This window comes from Streptomyces sp. NPDC002566, assembly GCF_042889585.1.
GTDB lineage: Bacteria > Actinomycetota > Actinomycetes > Streptomycetales > Streptomycetaceae > Streptomyces.
Window position 1 is genome coordinate 578,073 of the sequence record NZ_JBIARD010000003.1, and the last position, 19,788, is coordinate 597,860.

Annotated in this window: 21 protein-coding genes and 1 riboswitch; of the genes, 12 read left to right on the forward strand and 9 right to left on the reverse strand. The window is 73.4% G+C overall.

All coding sequences use genetic code 11. The features are described 5' to 3' along the window. Positions 1 to 109 precede the first annotated feature (109 nt). Positions 110 to 178: riboswitch (cobalamin riboswitch) on the forward strand. A 136-nt stretch (positions 179 to 314) separates the two neighbouring features. The 6 genes from ACFYXA_RS15405 to ACFYXA_RS15430 all read left to right on the forward strand — a co-directional run bounded on the left by ACFYXA_RS15405 (position 315) and on the right by ACFYXA_RS15430 (position 6,547). Next, positions 315 to 1,553 carry a prenyltransferase/squalene oxidase repeat-containing protein gene (locus tag ACFYXA_RS15405; protein ID WP_389032724.1) on the forward strand — a complete coding sequence of 413 codons (1,239 nt, stop codon included), beginning with the start codon at positions 315 to 317 and terminating at the stop codon, positions 1,551 to 1,553. Continuing rightward, a complete protein-coding gene (locus ACFYXA_RS15410) occupies positions 1,550 to 2,188 on the forward strand; it encodes an SCO2322 family protein (RefSeq protein WP_389032727.1) in 639 nt (212 codons plus the stop codon). The genes ACFYXA_RS15405 and ACFYXA_RS15410 overlap by 4 nt, the downstream gene beginning before the upstream one ends. Continuing rightward, the gene (locus ACFYXA_RS15415) at positions 2,181 to 3,326 is read left to right on the forward strand and encodes a CbiQ family ECF transporter T component (protein WP_389032730.1); all 1,146 of its coding nucleotides are present in this window, start codon (positions 2,181 to 2,183) and stop codon (positions 3,324 to 3,326) included. The genes ACFYXA_RS15410 and ACFYXA_RS15415 overlap by 8 nt, the downstream gene beginning before the upstream one ends. Next, on the forward strand, positions 3,323 to 5,005 hold the full coding sequence (locus ACFYXA_RS15420; RefSeq protein ID WP_389032733.1) for an ABC transporter ATP-binding protein: 1,683 nt from the start codon (positions 3,323 to 3,325) through the stop codon (positions 5,003 to 5,005). The genes ACFYXA_RS15415 and ACFYXA_RS15420 overlap by 4 nt, the downstream gene beginning before the upstream one ends. Continuing rightward, positions 4,966 to 5,835, forward strand: coding sequence for an ECF transporter S component (locus tag ACFYXA_RS15425; protein ID WP_389032736.1), 870 nt, complete (start codon positions 4,966 to 4,968; stop codon positions 5,833 to 5,835). The genes ACFYXA_RS15420 and ACFYXA_RS15425 overlap by 40 nt, the downstream gene beginning before the upstream one ends. A gap of 292 nt (positions 5,836 to 6,127) precedes the next feature. Then, positions 6,128 to 6,547, forward strand: a complete 420-nt coding sequence (locus tag ACFYXA_RS15430; RefSeq protein ID WP_352252408.1) for a transglycosylase SLT domain-containing protein — start codon at positions 6,128 to 6,130, stop codon at positions 6,545 to 6,547. Between the two features lie 175 nt (positions 6,548 to 6,722). Here the strand turns inward: ACFYXA_RS15430 and ACFYXA_RS15435 are convergent, their stop codons facing one another. The 3 genes from ACFYXA_RS15435 to ACFYXA_RS15445 are packed head-to-tail and all read right to left on the reverse strand — an operon-like array spanning position 6,723 to position 8,635. Next, positions 6,723 to 7,109, reverse strand: coding sequence for a hypothetical protein (locus ACFYXA_RS15435; protein ID WP_389032740.1), 387 nt, complete (start codon positions 7,107 to 7,109; stop codon positions 6,723 to 6,725). Then, positions 7,106 to 7,369: a hypothetical protein gene (locus tag ACFYXA_RS15440; protein WP_130437007.1), complete on the reverse strand. Its 264-nt coding sequence runs from the start codon at positions 7,367 to 7,369 to the stop codon at positions 7,106 to 7,108. The genes ACFYXA_RS15435 and ACFYXA_RS15440 overlap by 4 nt, the downstream gene beginning before the upstream one ends. 30 nt (positions 7,370 to 7,399) lie before the next feature. Further along, the gene (locus tag ACFYXA_RS15445; RefSeq protein WP_389032744.1) at positions 7,400 to 8,635 is read right to left on the reverse strand and encodes a cytochrome P450; all 1,236 of its coding nucleotides are present in this window, start codon (positions 8,633 to 8,635) and stop codon (positions 7,400 to 7,402) included. Positions 8,636 to 8,807: 172 nt separating this feature from the next. Here ACFYXA_RS15445 and ACFYXA_RS15450 point away from each other — a divergent pair, with 172 nt between their 5' ends. After that, a complete protein-coding gene (locus tag ACFYXA_RS15450; RefSeq protein WP_352252414.1) occupies positions 8,808 to 9,977 on the forward strand; it encodes a steroid 3-ketoacyl-CoA thiolase in 1,170 nt (389 codons plus the stop codon). A gap of 100 nt (positions 9,978 to 10,077) precedes the next feature. Beyond that, positions 10,078 to 10,749: an O-methyltransferase gene (locus ACFYXA_RS15455; protein WP_352252416.1), complete on the forward strand. Its 672-nt coding sequence runs from the start codon at positions 10,078 to 10,080 to the stop codon at positions 10,747 to 10,749. A gap of 19 nt (positions 10,750 to 10,768) precedes the next feature. Here ACFYXA_RS15455 and ACFYXA_RS15460 read toward each other — a convergent pair whose 3' ends face one another. Continuing rightward, complete coding sequence (locus ACFYXA_RS15460; RefSeq protein WP_130437003.1) at positions 10,769 to 11,161, reverse strand: hypothetical protein; 393 nt, start codon at positions 11,159 to 11,161, stop codon at positions 10,769 to 10,771. Positions 11,162 to 11,263: 102 nt separating this feature from the next. Here ACFYXA_RS15460 and ACFYXA_RS15465 point away from each other — a divergent pair, with 102 nt between their 5' ends. Beyond that, a complete protein-coding gene (locus ACFYXA_RS15465; RefSeq protein ID WP_352252418.1) occupies positions 11,264 to 11,683 on the forward strand; it encodes a DUF1992 domain-containing protein in 420 nt (139 codons plus the stop codon). Between the two features lie 37 nt (positions 11,684 to 11,720). On the opposite strand, the gene ACFYXA_RS15470 is transcribed toward ACFYXA_RS15465, so the two are convergent. Then, positions 11,721 to 12,362, reverse strand: a complete 642-nt coding sequence (locus ACFYXA_RS15470) for a hypothetical protein (protein WP_389032749.1) — start codon at positions 12,360 to 12,362, stop codon at positions 11,721 to 11,723. Between the two features lie 5 nt (positions 12,363 to 12,367). Further along, positions 12,368 to 13,063 (reverse strand): hypothetical protein, encoded by a 696-nt coding sequence (locus tag ACFYXA_RS15475; RefSeq protein WP_352252422.1) that lies wholly within the window; start codon positions 13,061 to 13,063, stop codon positions 12,368 to 12,370. A gap of 112 nt (positions 13,064 to 13,175) precedes the next feature. Here ACFYXA_RS15475 and ACFYXA_RS15480 point away from each other — a divergent pair, with 112 nt between their 5' ends. Continuing rightward, on the forward strand, positions 13,176 to 13,679 hold the full coding sequence (locus tag ACFYXA_RS15480; RefSeq protein ID WP_389032752.1) for a GNAT family N-acetyltransferase: 504 nt from the start codon (positions 13,176 to 13,178) through the stop codon (positions 13,677 to 13,679). Positions 13,680 to 13,691: 12 nt separating this feature from the next. Here ACFYXA_RS15480 and ACFYXA_RS15485 read toward each other — a convergent pair whose 3' ends face one another. Continuing rightward, positions 13,692 to 15,731 (reverse strand): DHA2 family efflux MFS transporter permease subunit, encoded by a 2,040-nt coding sequence (locus ACFYXA_RS15485; RefSeq protein ID WP_389032755.1) that lies wholly within the window; start codon positions 15,729 to 15,731, stop codon positions 13,692 to 13,694. 193 nt (positions 15,732 to 15,924) lie between these two features. Between ACFYXA_RS15485 and ACFYXA_RS15490 the strand changes: the two genes are divergently transcribed. After that, positions 15,925 to 17,007 (forward strand): peptidoglycan-binding protein, encoded by a 1,083-nt coding sequence (locus ACFYXA_RS15490; RefSeq protein ID WP_389032758.1) that lies wholly within the window; start codon positions 15,925 to 15,927, stop codon positions 17,005 to 17,007. A 113-nt stretch (positions 17,008 to 17,120) separates the two neighbouring features. On the opposite strand, the gene ACFYXA_RS15495 is transcribed toward ACFYXA_RS15490, so the two are convergent. Together ACFYXA_RS15495 and ACFYXA_RS15500 are read right to left on the reverse strand one after the other, a co-directional pair. Continuing rightward, a complete protein-coding gene (locus ACFYXA_RS15495) occupies positions 17,121 to 17,792 on the reverse strand; it encodes an HAD-IA family hydrolase (protein WP_389032761.1) in 672 nt (223 codons plus the stop codon). A gap of 274 nt (positions 17,793 to 18,066) precedes the next feature. Next, positions 18,067 to 18,648 (reverse strand): TMEM165/GDT1 family protein, encoded by a 582-nt coding sequence (locus tag ACFYXA_RS15500; RefSeq protein ID WP_351097919.1) that lies wholly within the window; start codon positions 18,646 to 18,648, stop codon positions 18,067 to 18,069. 457 nt (positions 18,649 to 19,105) lie between these two features. Here ACFYXA_RS15500 and ACFYXA_RS15505 point away from each other — a divergent pair, with 457 nt between their 5' ends. Further along, positions 19,106 to 19,759, forward strand: coding sequence for an HNH endonuclease family protein (locus ACFYXA_RS15505; RefSeq protein WP_389032764.1), 654 nt, complete (start codon positions 19,106 to 19,108; stop codon positions 19,757 to 19,759). Positions 19,760 to 19,788 lie beyond the last annotated feature (29 nt).

Here is a 19,788-nt window from a genome sequence, read left to right on the forward strand (position 1 = left end):
GGCACGCCTTCACTAGCGCCTTAGTGCCCCCGGTCCGGCAGCCGCCCCGCAGGGCATTCTTACGGGCGAGTACAGTGGCGGCGTCGTCATCACACCCGTACGGGGGAAAGCCGGTGCAAATCCGGCGCTGGCCCCGCAACCGTGAACCGCCCCTCGCTCAGGGGGCCGGTGAGCCGGATCGCCTCGGACGGGCAAGTGAGGCTCGCGTGCGTCGGCGTCCCGCCGGCGTGCGGCACCGTCGAGGTTCACGGAGCCGAGCCGCCGGGATGTCCCGCGCTGCCCGGCTCCCCACAGGGAGAGGCAACCCGCCGACCATGAACGTCCGCCGCAGCGCCGCGGTCCTGGCCGCCGCCACCGCACTGACCTGCGCCGCCACGCCCGCCATGGCCGCGTCCCCCTCGCCGTCCCCGACGCCGGTGATCCCGTCCGGTCTGTACGGCGACACCGACCCGACCTACGACGGCGTCTGGCGGCAGTCGCTCGCGCTGCTCGCCCAGGACACCGTGGGCGTGCGGCCCGCGGACCAGGCCGTTGACTGGCTCACCGGCCAGCAGTGCGCCACCGGCGCCTTCGCCGCGTTCCGCGCCGACGCCGCGAAGCCGTGCGACGCCAAGCTGATGGTCGACAGCAACAGCACGGCCGCCGCCGTCCAGGCCCTCTCCGCGCTCGGCGGGCACGACGCGGCGGTGGACAAGGCCGTCGGCTGGCTGAAGTCGGTGCAGAACACCGACGGCGGCTGGGGCTACGCCCCCGGCGGCGCGAGCGACGCCAACTCCACCTCCGTCGTCATCGGCGCGCTGACGGCGTCCGGCGAGAAGCCCGCCGGGTTCGTCAAGAGCGGCCACTCCCCCTACGACGCCCTGCTGAAGCTCGCGCTCCCCTGCGACGCGGGCGGCGCCTTCGCCTACCAGCCCGACAAGCAGGGCAAGCTGACCGCCAACGCGGACGCGACGGCCGCCGGCGTCCTCGGCGCGCTCGGCCTGGGCATGGCCCCCGGGGCCGGCCGCGCGACGGACGCCGTGTGCGCCGGGACGGGCCGCGCGACCCCTCAGCAGGCCGCGGCGAGCGGGGCGGCGTACCTGGCGAAGTCCGTCGCCAAGGACAACCACCTGATGTCCGTGCTCCCCGGCGCCGAGAACCAGCCGGACTACGGCAACACCGCCGACGCGGTCGTCGCCCTCGCCGCCCAGGGAGGCGCGGAGCGGGCGGAGAAGCCTCTCGCCTGGCTGGAGAAGAACTCCGCCGCCTGGGCGAAGCAGAGCGGCCCCGCGGCCTACGCCCAGCTGATCTTCGCCGCCCACGCCACGGGCAGCGACCCGCGCGCCTTCGGCGGCACGGACCTGGTCGCCGCCCTGAACGCGACGGGCCCGACGCCGCAGCCGGCCGGGAACAGCGGGAAGACGGCGACGGACGAGCCGGGCGACAAGGCCGACGACGCGAAGGGCGAGGACTCCGACGACGGCTACGGCGTGTGGTGGACCGTCGGCGTCTTCCTCGTCGCCGGCATCGGCATCGGCTTCCTGATCAGCGGCCGCCGGAAGCAGCGGCCGTGATACGGCGCTGCGCCGCCCTCACGCTGGCCGCGCTGCTGTGGGCCCTGGCCGGTCCCGGGCAGGCCCAGGCGGCGGGTTACCGCTACTGGTCCTTCTGGGAGCGCACCGGCGACCGCTGGACCTACGCCACCCAGGGCCCCTCCACCGCCCGCCCCTCCGACGGCGACGTCCAGGGCTTCCGCTTCGCCGTCAGCGCGGACTCGGCGGACGCCTCCAGGCCGCGCGGGACGGCGTCCTTCGCGGCGATCTGCGCCACGACGCCCCCGCACGACGGCGGCAAACGGGTGGCGCTGGTCATCGACTTCGGCACGGCGGCGGACGCCCCCTCCGGGGAGACCCCGCCGCGCCCCCGGACGGCCTGCGCCCGCGTCCCGGAGGACGCCTCGACGGCGGAAGCCCTGGCAGCGGTCGCCAAGCCCCTGCGCTATGACGCCAACGCGCTCCTCTGCGCGATCAGCGGCTACCCGAAGACCGGCTGCGGGGAGCAGGTGACCGCCCGGAGCACCGGCCCCGCCCCCGCCGGGAAGCCCGAGCAGGACGAGGGCCCCTCCCTGGGCCTGTACGCGGGGGGCGCCCTCATAGCGGTCCTGGCGGGCGCGGCGGTGTGGCAGTCCCGGCGGCGCGGGCATGCGTAGCGGCGACGCCCCGCAGCGCCCGACCGAACAGCCCCCGGCCCCGCAGTCCACCGACCGGGAGCGCACTCCCCGCCGACTCCACCCGGGCGCCTGGTGGTTGTGGGCCCTGGCCCTCGGCACCGCGGCCACCCGCACCACCAACCCGCTCCTCCTCGCCCTCCTGCTCACGACCTCCGCCTACGTCGTCCTCACCTGCCGCCCCCACACCCCCTGGGCCCGCGGCTACTCCGCCTTCCTGCACCTGGCCCTCGCCGTCCTCCTCGTCCGGCTCCTCTTCGTCGTCGCCCTGGGCTCCCCCGTCCCGGGCACGCACGTGATCGTCACGCTGCCCGAAGTCCCGCTCCCCGACTGGGCGCAGGGCATCCGCCTCGGCGGCAGGGTGACCGCGGAGGGTGTGCTCTTCGCCCTGTACGACGGTCTGCGCCTGGCCGCCCTCCTGGTCTGCGTGGGCGCGGCGAACGCCCTCGCCGGCCCGTCCCGTCTGCTGAAGTCCCTGCCCGGCGCACTGTACGAGGCGGGGGTGGCCGCCGTCGTGGCGCTGACCTTCGCCCCGCATCTCATCGCCGACGTGCAACGCCTGCGCGCCGCACGCCGGTTGCGCGGCCGGCCGGACAGCGGTCTGCGCGGCCTGCTCCAGGTGGCGCTGCCCGTCCTCGAGGGCGCGCTGGAGCGTTCCGTCGCCCTCGCCGCCGCGATGGACGCCCGCGGCTACGGCCGTACCGCCGAGGTTCCCGCCGCCGTCCGCCGAACGACCACCGCTCTCACCCTGGGCGGCCTGCTCGGCGTGTGCACGGGGACGTACGGCCTGCTGACGGCCGTCGGCGGGGTGTACGGCCTCCCTCTCCTGCTCGCCGGTCTCGTCGCCGCCCTGGCCGGGCTCCGCCTCGGCGGCCGCCGTTCCCCCCGCACGCGCTACCGCCCCGACCGCTGGACCCCGCGCGCGTGTCTGGTCGCCGGGTCCGGGATCGCCGTCGCCGCGCTCCTCTTCGCGGCCGCCTCCACGGACCCGGCGGGCCTGCGTCCGGGCGTGGTGCCACTGACCGCGCCCACCCTGCCGCTGTGGCCGGCTGCGGCGATCCTCGTCGGCCTCCTCCCCGCCTTCCTCGCCCCCGCACCACGCCAGGAGCAACCGTCGTGATCCGCTTCGAGAACGTCTCCGTGACGTACGAAGGCGTCCCCGAACCGGCCCTGCGGGGCGTCGACTTCACCGTCCCCGAGGGTGAACTGGTGCTGCTCGCGGGCCCGTCGGGGGTCGGCAAGTCGACGCTGCTGGGCACGGTGAGCGGTCTGGTCCCGCACTTCACCGGCGGCACCCTGAGCGGCCGGGTCACGGTCGCCGGCCGCGACACCCGCACCCACAAGCCGCGTGAACTGTCCGACGTGGTCGGGACGGTGGGCCAGGATCCGCTCGCCCACTTCGTGACCGACACCGTGGAGGAGGAACTCGCCTACGGCATGGAGTCGTTGGGCCTGGCACCGGCCGTGATGCGCCGCCGTGTCGAGGAGACCCTCGACCTGCTCGGTCTGGCCGCCCTGCGCGACCGCCCCCTCGCGACCCTCTCCGGCGGCCAGCGGCAGCGGGTCGCGATCGGCTCGGTCCTCACCCCGCACCCGAGCGTCCTCGTCCTGGACGAGCCGACCTCCGCGCTCGACCCGGCAGCCGCCGAGGAGGTCCTCGCCGTCCTCCTGCGCCTCGTCCACGACCTCGGTACGACGGTGCTGCTGGCGGAACACCGCCTGGAGCGCGTCCTGCAGTACGCCGACCATGTCGCCCTGCTGCCCGCCCCCGGCGCGGCCCCCGTCCTGGGCCCGCCGGCGGAGATCATGGCCGTGTCCCCGGTGTTCCCGCCGGTGGTGGGCCTCGGCCGGCTGGCCGACTGGTCCCCGCTGCCCCTGACGGTCCGCGACGCCCGCCGCCGCGCCTGCGGCCTGCGCGAACGCCTCGCGGACCGGGAACCCGACGGCACGGCGGCCGGGACAACCCCCGCGCCGCCTGCGCCCCGGGCCCCTTCGACGCCGCCGTGGTGGCGCCGGCGCAGGCCCGCCGACGCTCCCTCGCCCGCGGGCGCGCCCGCCGAGGTCGCGGGCCTCGCCGTCCGCCGCGGCCGGGTGCAGGCGCTCCGTCACGTGGACCTCGCCATCGCCCCCGGCGAGACCATCGCCCTCATGGGCCGCAACGGGGCCGGTAAGTCCACGCTGCTCAGCGCCCTCGTCGGCCTGGTCGAGCCGTCCGCCGGGACGGTGCGGGCCGGCGGCGCGGTCCCGCACCGCACCGCGCCCCGCGACCTCGTGCGCCGCGTCGGCCTGGTCCCGCAGGAGCCGCGCGACCTCCTCTACGCCGAGACGGTCGCCGCCGAGTGCGCGGCCGCCGACCGGGACGCGCAGGCCGCCCCCGGCACCTGCCGCGCGCTGGTCTCCGGGCTGCTGCCGGGCATCGCGGACGACACCCACCCCCGCGACCTGTCCGAGGGGCAGCGCCTCACCCTCGCCCTCGCCGTCGTCCTCACCGCCCGCCCGCCCCTGCTCCTCCTGGACGAGCCGACCCGGGGCCTGGACTACGCGGCCAAGGCCCGCCTGGTCTCCGTACTGAAGGAGTCGGCGGCGGCCGGTCACGCGATCGTGCTGGCCACGCACGACGTGGAGCTCGCCGCCGAGCTGGCGCACCGGGTGGTGCTGCTGGCGGAGGGCGAGGTGATCGCGGACGGTCCGACGGCGGAGGTGGTGGTCTCCTCGCCGTCCTTCGCCCCGCAGGTGACGAAGGTGCTGGCCCCGCAGCCGTGGCTCACGGTGGCGCAGGTGCGGGAGGCGCTGAGGTGACCCGGCAGGCCCGCGCGGTCCGGCTGGGCCCGCGTTCCCTCCTCGCGCTGGTGCTCGTCAGCGCCGTCGGCGTCGTCGCGTTCACCTGGCCCTTCCTGGCCCCGCCGCACTCCACGGTGAACGCCCACGCCCAGGACGCGCCGTGGCTGTTCGCGGGGCTGCTGGCGCTGCTGGTCGCCGTGGTCGCGGCGACGATCTCGGAGTCGGGTCTTGGCGCGAAGGCCGTCGCGATGCTGGGGGTGCTGGCGGCGACGGGCGCCGCGCTGCGTCCCATCGGCGCGGGCACGGCGGGCATCGAGCCGATGTTCTTCCTGATGGTGCTGAGCGGCCGGGTCCTCGGGCCGGGCTTCGGCTTCGTTCTGGGCTCGGTGACGATGTTCGCGTCCGCGCTGCTGACCGGCGGGGTCGGGCCCTGGATGCCGTTCCAGATGCTGGCGATGGGCTGGTTCACGATGGGCGCGGGCCTGCTCCCGGGCCGGGACCGGCTGCGCGGCCGCGGGGAGCTCGCGCTGCTCGCCTGCTACGGCTTCCTGGCGGCCTTCGCCTACGGCACGGCGATGAACATGCAGGGCTGGCCCTTCCTGGGCGCGGGCACCACGACCATCGCCTTCGACCCGGCGGCCTCCGTCGCGGAGAACCTGGCCTCCTTCGCCGCGTACTGCCTGGCGACGTCCGTCGGCTGGGACCTCGGCCGCGCGGTGGTCACCGTCGTGCTGACCGTGACGCTCGGCCCGGCGGTGCTCAGGGCGCTACGGAGGGCCACCCGGCGGGCCGCGTTCGAGACCGCGGTCACATTCGAGGACCGCCGGCCGGTGAACCGCCCCACATGACGTGGATCACCTACTATCCTCTTTAGTCGGACATATCGGATGCCATGTACGCGTCGATAGCACCGCTGACCTGGACAGGGACCGGCTCACTGCGGTGGCGGCGAACCACCCACATGCGGCCACAACTAGTAAAAGGGGTCATTGCGGGCACCTTCCGGGCCTGTTTCTCTGGATGACGTCGCACGGCGCCGACGAGCCCATCAGGCTCCGGCGCCGACGTGTGCCGGACGCCGCTCACCCACGGTCCGCCGCCGGCCGCGACGCCGTCAGTCCCCGAAGAAAAAGGTTCTCCGTGTCCGTTTCCGTCATCCGCCGCCTCGCCTCCCCGAAGAAGACCCTCACCGCCGTCGCCGTGGCCGCCGCCACCGCCGGCATGGCCCTGACCGCGGCGCCGGCCCAGGCGGCCCCCGCCGCCCCCTCCGCCGCCGAGGCCCAGGCGATCGCGCACAAGATGATCCCGGACGCCGCGCAGTTCGACGCGTTCAGCAAGATCGTCGAGCACGAGAGCAACTGGGACGTCGACGCCACCAACTCCTCCTCCGGCGCCTACGGCCTCGTCCAGGCCCTCCCCGGCTCCAAGATGGCCACGGCCGGCTCCGACTGGAAGACCAACGCCGAGACCCAGATCAAGTGGGGCCTGGACTACATGAACTCCCGCTACGGCAGCCCGGTCGACGCCTGGTCCTTCTGGCAGGCCAACGGCTGGTACTGAGCCACCCGGACGAACCGACGGCACCACACGCCCGGCGGCCGAGGCGCAAGCGCCACCCCGCACGCCCCCGCGCGGCACCCTGACCGGCGGCGGCCCCCTGATCCCCCGGGGCCGCCGCCTTCCGCGTCTCCCGGCCCGCTCCGCCGCGCGCTCACTTTCGCGCGCTTGAACCGCCTCAGCGGTTGAGGTCGAGCACCGGCACACCGCGCCCTTCGTACGCCTTGGAATCCACGGTGGCGACGAGCGCGTCCGCACCCCACTCAGGCAGATGACGGGCGGCGTGGATCGCCGCCGCGATCCCGAGAGGCACTCCGTCGCGATGCATCCGGGCCACCGCGAGCACCGCCGCGTAGTCGAGGTCGACGGTGTGCAGGACCTCCAACTGCCCGACATGCTCGGCGATTCCGAGATGCTCGCGATCGGCCTCCAGCACCGACAGCGTCGGCGCCCACAAGCGCGACTCGGTCTCGAAGTGGGCCCGGTGGACCAGCGCGGACACCTGCCGATTGCCGGACAACGCCAGCAGCGTCGGCGTATCCAGGACCAGGTGATGAAGGATCACGCGGCGTCACCCTGCTGCCGCGCGAAGGCTTCGCGAAGCCTGCGCCCCATCGCGGCGCTCTCTTCGTCGGTCACCTCGACCCCGAAGTGCTCCGCCAGATACGCACGGGCCCGCTCCGCCCGCTCACGCCGCTCCTCCTCGGTCAGCGTGGACTCCGCGAAGTCCTGCACGAGGGAACGGATCGACGTCCCCCGCGACTCCGCTATCACCGCCAGACGGTCCCGGACTTCGGCGGGAACTCGGATCATCGCATCTGCCATGGGGCGAGTATACGTCGACGTATACGCCCCTCACTCGGCGGCGACCCGCAACTCCTTCACCCCGTTGATCCAGGCGGACCGCAGCCGCCGTGGGTCGCCGACCAGCCGCAGCCCCGGCATGGCGTCGGCGATGGCGTTGAAGATCAGGTCGATCTCCAGCACCGCCAGCGACTTGCCCAGGCAGAAGTGCGGCCCGCCGCCGCCGAATCCCAGGTGGGGGTTGGGGTCGCGGGTGACGTCGAACGCGTCGGGCCGCTCGAACACCTCGGGATCGTGGTTGGCGGAGGCGTAGAAGAGTCCGACCCGCTCGCCCTTCCTGATGATCCGCCCGCCGAGTTCGGTGTCCTGGGTGGCGGTGCGCTGGAAGGCGAACACGGGCGTGGCCCAGCGGACGATCTCCTCGGCGGCGGTGGAGGGCCGCTCCCGCTTGTAGAGCTCCCACTGCTCGGGGTGCGTGAGGAAGGCGTGCATGCCGTGGGTGATGGCGTTGCGGGTGGTCTCGTTGCCGGCGACGGCGAGCATCAGCACGAAGAAGCCGAACTCGTCGGAGTTGAGGTTGCCCTGGTCCTCGGCGGCCACGAGGGTGCTGACGATGTCGTGCGCCGGGCACTGCTTCCGGTCGGCGGCCATCGTCATGGCGTACGAGATGAGCTCGGCGGCGGACTGCGCGCCGACCTCCTCGGTGATCGCGTACTCGGGGTCGTCGTAGGCGATCATCTTGTTGGACCAGTCGAAGATCTTGGTCCGGTCGCCCTGGGGGATGCCGATCAGCTCCGCGATGGCCTGGAGGGGCAGTTCGCAGGCGACCGAGGTGACGAAGTCGAAGGGGCCGTCGAGTTCGCGGGCGGCGGCGACGATGCCGGCCGCCCGGTCCCGCAGCCGCTGCTCCAGCGCGCGGATCGACCGTGGCGTGAACCCGCGTTGCACGATCTGCCGCACCCTGGTGTGCTCGGGGGGGTCCATGTTCAGCAGGATCAGCCGCTGCGCGTCGATGGAGTCGCGCCGGATGTGCTCGTTGAAACGGATGATGGCGGTGTTGACGGTGGACGAGAACAGCTCGGGGTGAGTGGAGACGTACCGGACGTCGGCGTGACGGGTCACCGCCCAGTAACCCTCGTCCTGGAAGCCGGCCACGTTTCCCGACTGGGGGATCCAGCGGACCGGTTCGGCCCGCCGCAGCTCAGCCAACTCCGGCAGGGGGACACGGTGTTGCAGCAGGTCGGGGTCGGTGAAGTCGAACCCGTCGGGAAGCGCTGGACAGTGCATGGGCAGCTCCAGCCGTCGGACCAGTCGCCTGACGGTCCATCAGAAACAGGGTGCGGCGACGGTAGTTCAGGGCTCTGAAGCTTGCAAGACCCTTGCGGTGACGTACGTCACGTCCGCAGACTGCACAGAGCAGAACTAGAACACGTACTAGTTCCGGGAGGATCCCGCACCCATGGCTGCCGAACCCGTGATCGTGGAAGCCGTCCGCACCCCCATCGGCAAGCGCGGCGGCGCGCTCGCCAATCTCCACCCCGCCTACCTCCTCGGCGAGACCTACCGCGAACTCCTCGGCCGCACCGGCATCCCCGCCGACGCCGTGGAGCAGATCGTCGGCGGCACCGTCACCCACGCCGGCGAGCAGTCCATGAACCCCGCCCGCACGGCCTGGCTGACGATGGGCCTCCCCTACGAGACGGCGGCGACGACGGTCGACTGCCAGTGCGGCTCCTCGCAGCAGGCGTCGCACATGACCGCCAACATGATCGCGGCGGGCGTCATCGACGTGGGGATCTCCTGCGGGGTGGAGGCGATGTCTCGCGTGCCGCTCGGCTCGGGTTCGAAGCACGGCCCGGGCAAGCCGTTCCCCGACGAGTGGAACGTCGACCTGCCGAACCAGTTCGAGGCGGCGGAACGCATCGCCCGGCACCGGGGGCTGAGCCGCGACGACGTCGACGCGCTGGGCCTGCTCAGCCAGACGCGAGCCGCCGACGCCTGGTCGGAGGAGCGCTTCAAGCGGGAGACCTTCGCGGTCCAGGTCCCCACGACGGAGGAGGAGCAGGCTGCCGGCCAGGGCATGTGGCGCCTGGTCGACCACGACGAGGGCCTGCGCGACACCTCCCCGGAGGCCCTGGCCCGGCTGAAGCCGATCATGCCGACGGCGGTGCACACGGCCGGCAACTCCTCCCAGATCTCCGACGGCGCGGCGGCGATCATGTGGGCGTCCAAACGGATGGCCCGCGCCCTGAAACTGAAGCCCAGGGCGCGGATCGTGGCCCAGGCCCTGGTCGGCGCGGACCCCCACTTCCACCTGGACGGCCCCGTCGACGCGACACGGGCGGTGCTCGGCAAGGCGGGCATGTCCCTCAAGGACATGGACCTCGTCGAGATCAACGAGGCCTTCGCGTCCGTGGTGCTGTCCTGGACGAAGGTCTTCGACCAGGACCTGTCGAAGGTCAACGTCAACGGCGGCGCGATAGCCCTCGGCCACCCGGTCGGAGCGACGGGCGCCCGCCTGATCACCACGGCCCTCCACGAACTGGAACGCACGGACAAGGAGTTCGCCCTCATCACCATGTGCGCGGGCGGCGCCCTGGCCACGGGGACGATCATCCAGCGGATCTAGCGCCACGCCGGGGAGAGAAACGGGGCGGGGCATTGACGGGGTCGTTAGGGTTCCTAAGTAGATGTCACGTGTCGAGTTCACACGAGAGGCAGAGCAGCGCATGAGCGAGTCGCAGGTTTGGGACGCCGTCGACGCCTACTTCACCGACCACCTCTCCCCGGACGACGAGGTCACCTCCGCGGCCCTGCGCGACAGCGACGCCGCCGAGCTGCCGCCGATCAGCGTCACGGCCGCGCAGGGCAAGCTGCTCCAGCTGCTCGCCGAGATCCAGGGGGCGCGCGCGATCCTGGAGATCGGCACCCTCGGCGGGTACAGCACGATCTGGCTGGCCCGCGCGCTCCCGGCCGACGGCCGGCTGATCACCCTGGAGTACAACCCGAAGCACGCCGAGGTCGCCGCCCGCAACATCGCCCGCGCGGGCCTCGACAAGCAGGTCGAGGTGCGGGTCGGCCCGGCCCTGGAGTCACTGCCGCTGCTCGCCGACGAGAACCCGCCCCCGTTCGACCTGGTCTTCATCGACGCGGACAAGGTCAACAACCCCCACTACCTCGAATGGGCGCTGAAGTTGACCCGCGCGGGCAGCCTCATCGTCCTGGACAACGTGGTGCGCGGCGGCCGGGTCGTCGACGCGGCCAGCGACGCGGACGACGTGCGCGGGACCCGAGCCGCCATCGAACTCATCGGCTCGCACCCGCGGTTGAGCGGCACCGCGGTCCAGACGGTGGGGGCGAAGGGCTACGACGGGTTCGCGCTGGCCCGCGTACTGGCGTAGCCCGTGGGGCTCCCCGCGGCTACGCCTCGTGGAAGAACCCGACGTTGACGCTGCGCGGGCCGGTGCGGTCGACGACGACGATCTCGCCGACGCCGCCCCGCGGCAGCTGCACCGTGCCGCCGTAGGGGATGGTCTGGGCGTACTCGCCGACGACCAGCCGGACCTCGGAGGACGGGTCCGGCTGGGAGCCGCGCAGCCAGCTGACCTGCCAGACGCCCTCCGGCCCGCACAGGAACTCCAGGTGGACCCGGGAGACGAACAGCCAGTCCTCGGGTGTCACGAGGCGGCAGACGGACTTGTCCCGGCCCACCCGCAGCACCGCCCCCGGCTCGCTGGGCGCGTCGGCCATGAGCATGCCGGCCGTGGCACCCTCTTCCGTCCCCGAGACGGTGGCCATGGTGAGTTCGAGCACGTGCGCTCCTCGTGACTGTGTCCGACAGTGGCTTGCAAGTGACCTTGCACAGCGGCCGCATACTAAATCGCCCGGCCCCGCCGCGTCCGGCACAATGGACGCATGACCGAGCGAAAGCCACCCGGTGTTCCGTTCGACTCCTGGATCGACAAGCAGATCCGGGACGCGCAACTCCGGGGTGAGTTCGATCAACTCCCGGGCGCGGGAAAGCCGTTGGAGTCCGGCTCCGACACGGCGTACGACGAACTGTGGTGGATCAAGCGCAAGATGGCGCGCGAGGGGCTCTCGGTGCTTCCGCCGGCGCTCGCACTGCGCAAGGAGGCGGAGGACGCCCTCGCGGCGGCGTACGCGGCCCCTTCGGAACGCCTCGTCCGGAAGATCATCACGGACGTCAACGTCAAACTCCGCGACATGATGTTCAAGCCGCCGCCCGGCCCCCCGCTCGGGATGCAGCCGTACGACGTCGAAGCGGTCGTACGTCAGTGGCGGGAGCGCCGGGAGGCGGCTTCGGGGAACAGCTGACGGGTCGTGCACGGCACACGCCGGTCGGCACGCACACTCACACGTGCAGGAGCCGCTCCGTCAGTTCGCGGTAATCCCTCAGGGCCAGGCGGAGCTGCTCGGTGTCGACGGCCGTGGTGGCGGTGTCGCCCTTACTTCCGCCCTTGGCTCCGCCGCCCTCGGCGAGCTGCCAGGAGCCGCGCAGGGTGCGGCGGCGGTCGTTGACGGCGTCGGTGAAGCGGGCGGCCAGTTCCTCCAGGACATGGTCGGCCTCCTCGACGGCGTCACGCGGCCGGTCCACGAACCCGGCGACCGCGTGGTGCAGCCGGGAGGCGAGTTCCTCGCACTCCTCGTTCGGCAGCAGCGGGGAGCCCTGCGGGCCGTGCGAGCGGTCGGCAGCGGAGTGCGGCCCCGCCGACGGCGTGTCCGTGCGGGCCGTGTCGGCGTCCGCGCCGGTGCGCTCCTCAGCGCCGGTGCCGGTGCCGGTCACGCTGGGGGTCCCGCCCGGGAGGGTGTCCCGTGCGTCCCTCGGCTCCCGGCCGGTCGTCGGGTCGTCCGCGCCCGCGCCGGGGGCTGTCGTGTCCTTGTGGACGGGGTCCACGGGGCTGACGGGCGTCACCGGGTTCACCCGGGTCCGTCCGGTCTGCTCCGGGGTCGTCGTCCGGTCGCGGTCCTCGCCGCTCGAAGTCACGTCGGGCATTCCTGTCAGCTCTCCTTCGTCTGGTGCCTGTGGAAGCCTCGCGGCAGGTGGAGGCCGGAGCGGTGCTCGTTCCGCGCGTGGGTCTCCCGGCCCTGCGTCACCGCGGCCGGCGACCGGTGACGGCCGGCCCCGTGCCGGCCCTCCTTCACCAGCTCGTCGAAGAGGGCGCGGGCCTCGACCATGGCGGACCGCAGGTCCTCGGTGCCGGGGGCCTGGCCGTTGCGCGCGCCGCCGTCGGTGTGGAAGCGCGCCACGTGGTGCACGTGCCGGTAGCCGTTGACGTGGCGCGGGTGGTGCACGGAGAGCGCGGCGACCTGCTCGTCGTACTGCGCGCCGTCCGGGAAGCCCCGGGCGCCCGCCACCTCCGCGACCAGCCGGTCGGCCTCGGCGACCGCCTCACGGGGCGAGTCGACGAAGCGCTCCTGCGCCGCCGTCCAGCGGGCCTCGAACCGCTCGCGTTCGGCGGGCTCCAGCGGACGCTCCTGCAGTCCGCCGTGCCGCTCCACGAGTGTGCCGAGCTCCCGCTCGGCGGCCTTGACGTCTCCGCCGTGCCGCGCCACGGCACGGTCGTACTCGGGCCCGAAGCGATGCTTCAGGCTGCGTCCCCCGTGCGGCCCTCGGGACCGCACGGCCAGGACGGCCGCGACGGCGATGACGGCCGCCACGATCACGATCAGAGCGATGATCACGCCTGTGGACATGGTTGCCTTCCGATGTGGTCGGCCCCGCGGGCCGGTTCACGATTCCGGGTTGCCCGGAAGACGTCGTACAAACGGCAGGCAAAGCCGCGCGACGCCCACGACAATGACCGGCATGAGCGTCACGACCGCCTGGACCATCGCCCCGGAACCCGTGGACTCCCCCGTCGCCGCCGCGTTGTGGCGGGAGTACTACACGGAGGTCAGCGACCGCTGGTACCTGCTGCACGAGGGGCGCAGGACCGACCCGGCCGAGCTGGAGCGGGAGATCACCGCCGGGAAAGGAGATCGACTGACGCCGCCGCGGGGCCTGTTGCTGGTCGCGTGGTACGAGGGCGCGCCGGCCGGGAGCGCCGGCGTACGGCTGCTGGACGCGGCGACGGCCGAGCTGACGCGGGTGTTCCTGCTGCCCGGCGCCCGGGGCAGGGGCGGCGCGGCGCTGCTGGTCGCCGCCGCCGAGGAGAGCGCCCGCGCGCTCGGGGCGGCCCGGATGATCCTGGACACCCGCGGCGACCTGGTCGAGGCCCGCGCCCTGTACGCGCGGCTCGGGTACGCGGAGACCGAGCCGCACAACGACGACCGGTACGCCGACCACTGGTTCGCGAAGAACCTGAGCTGAGGCGCCGGACACCTACGCTGGCCGTGTCACCGGCCGTTCCGCGTGCGGCTGTTCGCGGTCCGAGCCGCACAGTTCGCCGCCCAGCTCCTTGACCAGGCGGGTCAGGTCGGTGGGGCGGTCCGGGCCCCACCAGTCGCCGAGCAGTTCGGCGAGGGACTCCTCGCGGGCCCCGGCCAGCCGGCGGGCCACCGTCCACCCCTCGTCGGTGAGGACCAGGTCGAGGCCCTCGCGCCGGGCCAGTCCGCGTTCCTCGATCTGCCGGGTGCCGTCCAGGATCACGGGGAGCGGCACGGTGCTGCGCTCGGCGAGCCGGGACGGCTCGACGCTGCCGTACCGGCGGATGCGCAGCAGCATCCAGCTGGCGACCGGGAGGAGGTCGTAGCCGGCCCGGGCGGTGATCGTGCGGTAGATCTCGCGGCGGCCCTCCCGGGTGCCGAGCAGGGACAGGGCCCGGCAGACCTCGTCGTAGGAGGAGCGTTCGACGGGGTTGCTGGCGAGTGTCTCCGTCACGTCCGGCGCGGTGACCGAACCGCGCAGCGGTTCCTCCTTGAGGAACCAGGCGAGGACGAAGCCGACGAGGGCGACGGGCGCCGCGTACAGGAAGACGTCGGTGATGGAGGACGCGTACGCGTGCAGGACCGGCGGGCGCAGCGCGGCCGGCAGCTCGCCGATGCCCCGCGGGTCGGCCTCCAGCGCGTCGGCGGAGACGCCGGCCGGGAGGGCGACGCCCCGGAAGGCGTCGGCGAGTTCGTCGCCGAGGCGGCCGGCGAACACCGTGCCGAAGACGGCGACGCCGAAAGACGCGCCGATGGAGCGGAAGAAGGTCGCGCCGGAGGTGGCGACGCCGAGGTCCTCGTAGGAGACGGCGTTCTGCACGATGAGGACGAGGACCTGCATCACCAGGCCGAGCCCGAGACCGAAGACGAAGAACACGGTGCTCATCTCCGCCGTGGAGCTGCCCTCGTCAAGCCGGTGCAGGAGCAGCAGGCCGACGGTCGTGACGGCGGTGCCGGCGACGGGGAACACCTTCCAGCGGCCGGTGCGGCTGACGATCTGGCCGGAGACGGTGGACGACAGGAGCATGCCGACCACCATGGGCAGCATGTGCACGCCGGACAGGGTGGGCGAGACGCCCTGGACGACCTGGAGGAACGTCGGCAGGTAGGTCATCGCGCCGAACATGGCGAAGCCGACGATGAAGCTGATCACCGCGGAGAGGGTGAAGGTGCGGATGCGGAACAGCTTGAGCGGGAGGACGGGTTCGGCGGCGCGGCGCTCCACGGCCACGAACGCGACGAGGAGCAGGAGGCCCAGCACGGCGAGTCCGACGATCTGCGGCGAGCCCCAGGACCAGGTGGTGCCGCCGAGGGAGGCCACGAGGACCAGGCAGGTGGCGACGGCGGCGATGAGGAAGGTGCCCAGGTAGTCGATGACGTGCCGGGTCCCCTTGCGCGGGATGCGCAGGACGGCCGCGATGACGGCGAGGGCGACGACGCCGACGGGCAGGTTGACGTAGAAGACCCAGCGCCAGCTGAGGTGTTCGGTGAACAGACCGCCGAGGAGGGGTCCGAGGACGCTGGTGGCGCCGAAGACCGCGCCGAACAATCCCTGGTAGCGGCCGCGGTCCCGGGGGGCGACGATGTCGCCGACGATCGCCATCGACAGCACCATCAGCCCGCCGCCGCCGAGGCCCTGCACGGCCCTGAAGGCGATGAGCTGGGCCATGTCCTGGGCCATGCCGCACAGTGCCGAGCCCACCAGGAAGATCACGATCGCGATCTGGAACAGCTTCTTGCGCCCGTACTGGTCGCCGAGTTTGCCCCACAGCGGCGTCGCGGCGGTCGACGCCAGCAGGTACGCCGTGACCACCCAGGACAGGTGCTCCATGCCGCCGAGGTCGCTGACGATGGTGGGCAGCGCGGTCGACACGATCGTCTGGTCGAGGGCGGCGAGCAGCATGCCGAGCAGCAGGGCGCCGATCGAGACGAGGACGCCGCCGGGAACGTGCTCCTGGCGCGGATCCCCCGTCCTGGCATGTGCGTCCAGGGCCATGAATGCCTCCCGGGGCTGTCGCGAACACCTCCATCGTGATCGGTGTGGCCCGTTATGGCCTCTTGAGTCCCGTTGGTTCCGCGCCCGGTCCGCCGGTCGTGTCGAGGTCGGCCGGGGTCGTACGGGTGTCTGACGGGCGGTCGTGTGGAGGTTCTGGGTAGTCTCTGGAGTTCGTACGGGGAGGGGCGAACAGGTGAACGAGCCGACGGCGTGGCAGGGACGACCGGGACAGCACAGGCTTCCGTGCCCCGAGTGCGGGGCGCTCCGCGCGGCGGACAACACCCCGTCCTGCGCCTGCGCGCGGCGCGCGGCCGAGGCCCTGCGCGACACCCGCGAGGCGGAGGCGGCCGCGGCGGGGGACTTCGATCCGCTCCGCATACGGCCCTACGTGGAACTGGACGGCGCGGGCGGTGCTCCCGGCACGGCGGACGCCCCGTCCGCGGACGGGGTCTCCGCGAGCGACCTGACCATGCCGCTGCCGGCCGTCCCCCCGGCGGCGTCCGACGCCACCCTGCCGCTGCGCGCCGTGAGCCCGGCCGGTGCGGACGCGCGCACGACGGCGCTGCCCGCCGTGTCCGGGCCGGGCCCCTTAGGCACCGGCGGCGGCCCGGACACGACGGACGCGTACGGCGACGACGGGGAGCCGCGCGGCCGGCGCCGTCGCCCCCTGCTGATCGCGGCGGCCGCCGGGGCCGTGGCCGTCGTCGCGGCGGTGGGGTTCGCCGGCGGGCTGTTCAGCTACGAGAAGCCCACTCGCGACGGCGCCGCCCCGGAGGACGTCCGGGCGGCCGTGCCGGAGACCTCGCCCAGCGCGGACGCCTCCGCGTCGCCGTCGGCGAGCCCGCCCGGGTCACCGTCGGACTCCCCCAGCGCCTCCCCGTCGCCTTCCGCGAGCGGGAGCCCGTCACCGTCCCCGTCCGCGTCGCCGTCGAGCGCCGCGCCGTCGGCATCCCCGTCGGCCTCCCCGAGTCCGTCGGCCGGCCCGAGCACCACCGCGCCGCCCCCAAGGCCCGGGAACGGGGCCGCCGACGCGGGCGCGGCCAGCCCCGGGGCGAGCGTCCTGCGGCCGGGCGACCGGGGGGACGAGGTCACGGAACTCGAGCTCCGTCTGAGCCAGTTGTCCCTCTACGTCGGCAAGCCCGACGGTGTCTTCACCCGCCAGGTGGAGGAGGCGCTGCGCACCTACCAGCGGTCCCGGGGGATCCAGGGCGAGGAACTCGGCGTGTACGGGCAGCTGACCCGGGCCCGCCTGGAGTCGGAGACGCACGAGCCTTGAAGGGCCGGCGTCCCGACGGCCGACGCCTCCGACGACACTTCCCAGGACGCCTCCGACGTCTCCGCCGGAGCTTCAGGCGCGGCAGGACGCTGACCCGCGCCCGCGGGGGCTCCTCAGCCCACGTGCAGGCGCACGCCCCCGCCGGCGACGGTCTCCACGCGCACCCGCCGCAGATCGGGCACGACGACGTCCGGTTCGTGCGCCGCCGCGCGGGCCCCGACGCCCACGACGCGCATCCCGGCCGCCCGCCCGGCGGCGATGCCCGCGCCGGAGTCCTCGAAGACCACGCACTCCTCGGGGGCGACGCCCAGCTCCGCCGCGCCCTTGAGGAAGCCCTCGGGGTCCGGCTTGGAGGCGCCCACCGACTCGGCGGTGACGCGCACCCGCGGCAGGTCCAGTCCCGCCGCCGCCATCCTCGCCGTGGACAGGGGGGCGTCCGCCGAGGTGACCAGGGCGTGCGGGACGCCGTGGAGGGAGGCGAGGAACTCGGGCGCCCCGGGGACCGGGACGACGCCGTCCATGTCGGCGGTCTCCTCGGCCAGCATCCGCGCGTTGTCCTCGAGGTTGAGCTCCCTCGGGCGGTCGGGCAGCAGCAGGGCCATCGAGGCGTGGCCCTGGCGGCCGTGGACGACCCGCATGACCTCGTCGCCGTCGAGCCCGTGCTCGGCGGCCCAGCGCCGCCAGATCCGTTCCACGACGGCGTCGGAGTTCACCAGGGTGCCGTCCATGTCGAGCAGGAGGGCGCGGGCGGTCAGGACGGTGGGGGCGGACAGGGGGGTCGGCATCGGCGACTCCAGCACGGTCGGGCGCGTGCCCGGCAGGCGGAACGCGCGCGGGGGCGGACGGCATACGCGGACGGGGAGCAAGGGACGCGCGGAGAAGAACAAGGCGGCCCCGCCCGCCGGTCAGGGAAAACGGGCGGGAGCCACTTTGTTTCCCCACGGTACAAAACATCCGGGGGTGCACGCCACCCTTGAGCCGCCCCGTCTCCCCCGGCGCCCCGTGTCACCCTGCGCCCCGCCTCACCAGCCGCCCCCGTCATCCGGCGCCGGCCCCGCCTCACCCGGCGATCGCCTCCCACAGGCTCCACGCCCCCAGGGCCAGCATCAGCGCCGCCGCGATCCGCGTGATCAGCCGCAGCGGCACCCGCTTCATGAGGGCCTTCCCGCCGACGATGCCGAGCCCGGCAACGGCCCACAGCGCCAGCACCGCGCCGAGGCCGACGGAGAGCGGATCGTCGTAGCGGGCGGCGAGGTTCGCCGTCATGATCTGGGTCAGATCGCCGAACTCGGCGACGAGGATCAGCATGAAGCCCGCGCCGAAGACCTTCCAGAAGGACTGGTTCTCGGGCGTGCGGACCTCGTCCTCGTCGTCGTCCTTCTTCCTCAGCAGCACGGCCGCGCCGCCGAGGAAGAGCACACCGGTCAGCGCGTGCACGATCTGCTGCGGCAGCAGCGTCAGCACGCTGCCCGCCGCGACGGCGAGCGCGACGTGCACGGCGAAGGCGGCGGCGACGCCGGCGAAGACGTAGGAGGCGCGGTAGCGGGTGCCCAGGACGAGGCCGGCGAGGGCGGTCTTGTCGGGCAGTTCGGCGAGGAAGACGACGCCGAAGACGAGCGCCGTCACGGTAAGGCTGATCAAGGTTCCTCAATCGGTCGGGCTGCCCCACCGAGAGCGCGGGGGGCCTGTCGGCCCTACGGAGACGCCTCGGCACGGCAGCGCACACGGCGCCCGCGCCGGACGGCACGGGCGTGCACTGCTTGCCGAAGGTCTCGCTGGCGGATCCGCACGGGTGCGGATCGGCCTCCGGGCGCCGGCCCGGCATCCGTCACGAGGACGGGCCGAGCAGTATGTCGACGGTCCGGCGAAGAGCTACTCCCCTTCTGCGCCGTCCATGGTACGTGACACCTGCACCGACCTCGCCCGCGAGTGACGCTCGCCACATCCCCGCACGCTGCCGAAAAGCTTCACACCGAACGTCTTGTCGTGTCATGCGCACGTCACTAACTTCTCACCGCACGCACACCTCCCCGCAACGCGGCCCCGCGAGCATTCCTCCGCTCGCACCGCAACGCCCTCACCCCTCAAGGGAGTTCGCATGTCCCGCAGACCCTCAGTCTACGCGCGTCAACGGATCGGCACAGTCGCGGCGCTCACCGGACTGGCAGCCTCCGCCGCCCTGTTCAGCGGCCCGACCGCCTCCGCCGCCCTCCCCACCCCGGTCAGCGCCGCCACCGCCCGCACCTACCTCGCCTCGCTCACGGTGGCCGCCGAGGACCGCACCGGCTACGACCGCGACCTGTTCAACCACTGGATCACCGTCAGCGGCTCCTGCAACACCCGCGAGACCGTCCTCAAGCGCGACGGGTCCAACGTGGTCGTCAACTCCGCCTGCACCGCCACCAGCGGCAGCTGGTACTCCCCCTACGACGGAGCCACCTGGACCGCCGCCGCCGACCTGGACATCGACCACGTCGTGCCGCTCGCCGAGGCCTGGGACTCCGGCGCCGACGGCTGGACCAGCGCCAAGCGCCAGAACTTCGCCAACGACCTGACGCGCCCGCAGCTCATCGCCGTCACCGACAACGTCAACCAGGCCAAGGGCGACCAGGACCCGGCCGAGTGGATGCCGTCGGTCTCGTCCTACCGCTGCACCTACGTCCGCGCCTGGGTGCAGGTGAAGTACTACTACGGCCTGTCGGTCGACTCCGCCGAGAAGAGCGCGCTGACCGGCCACCTGGCGAGCTGCTGACCCGGCGACCGCACGCGGTTCGCCGCCGG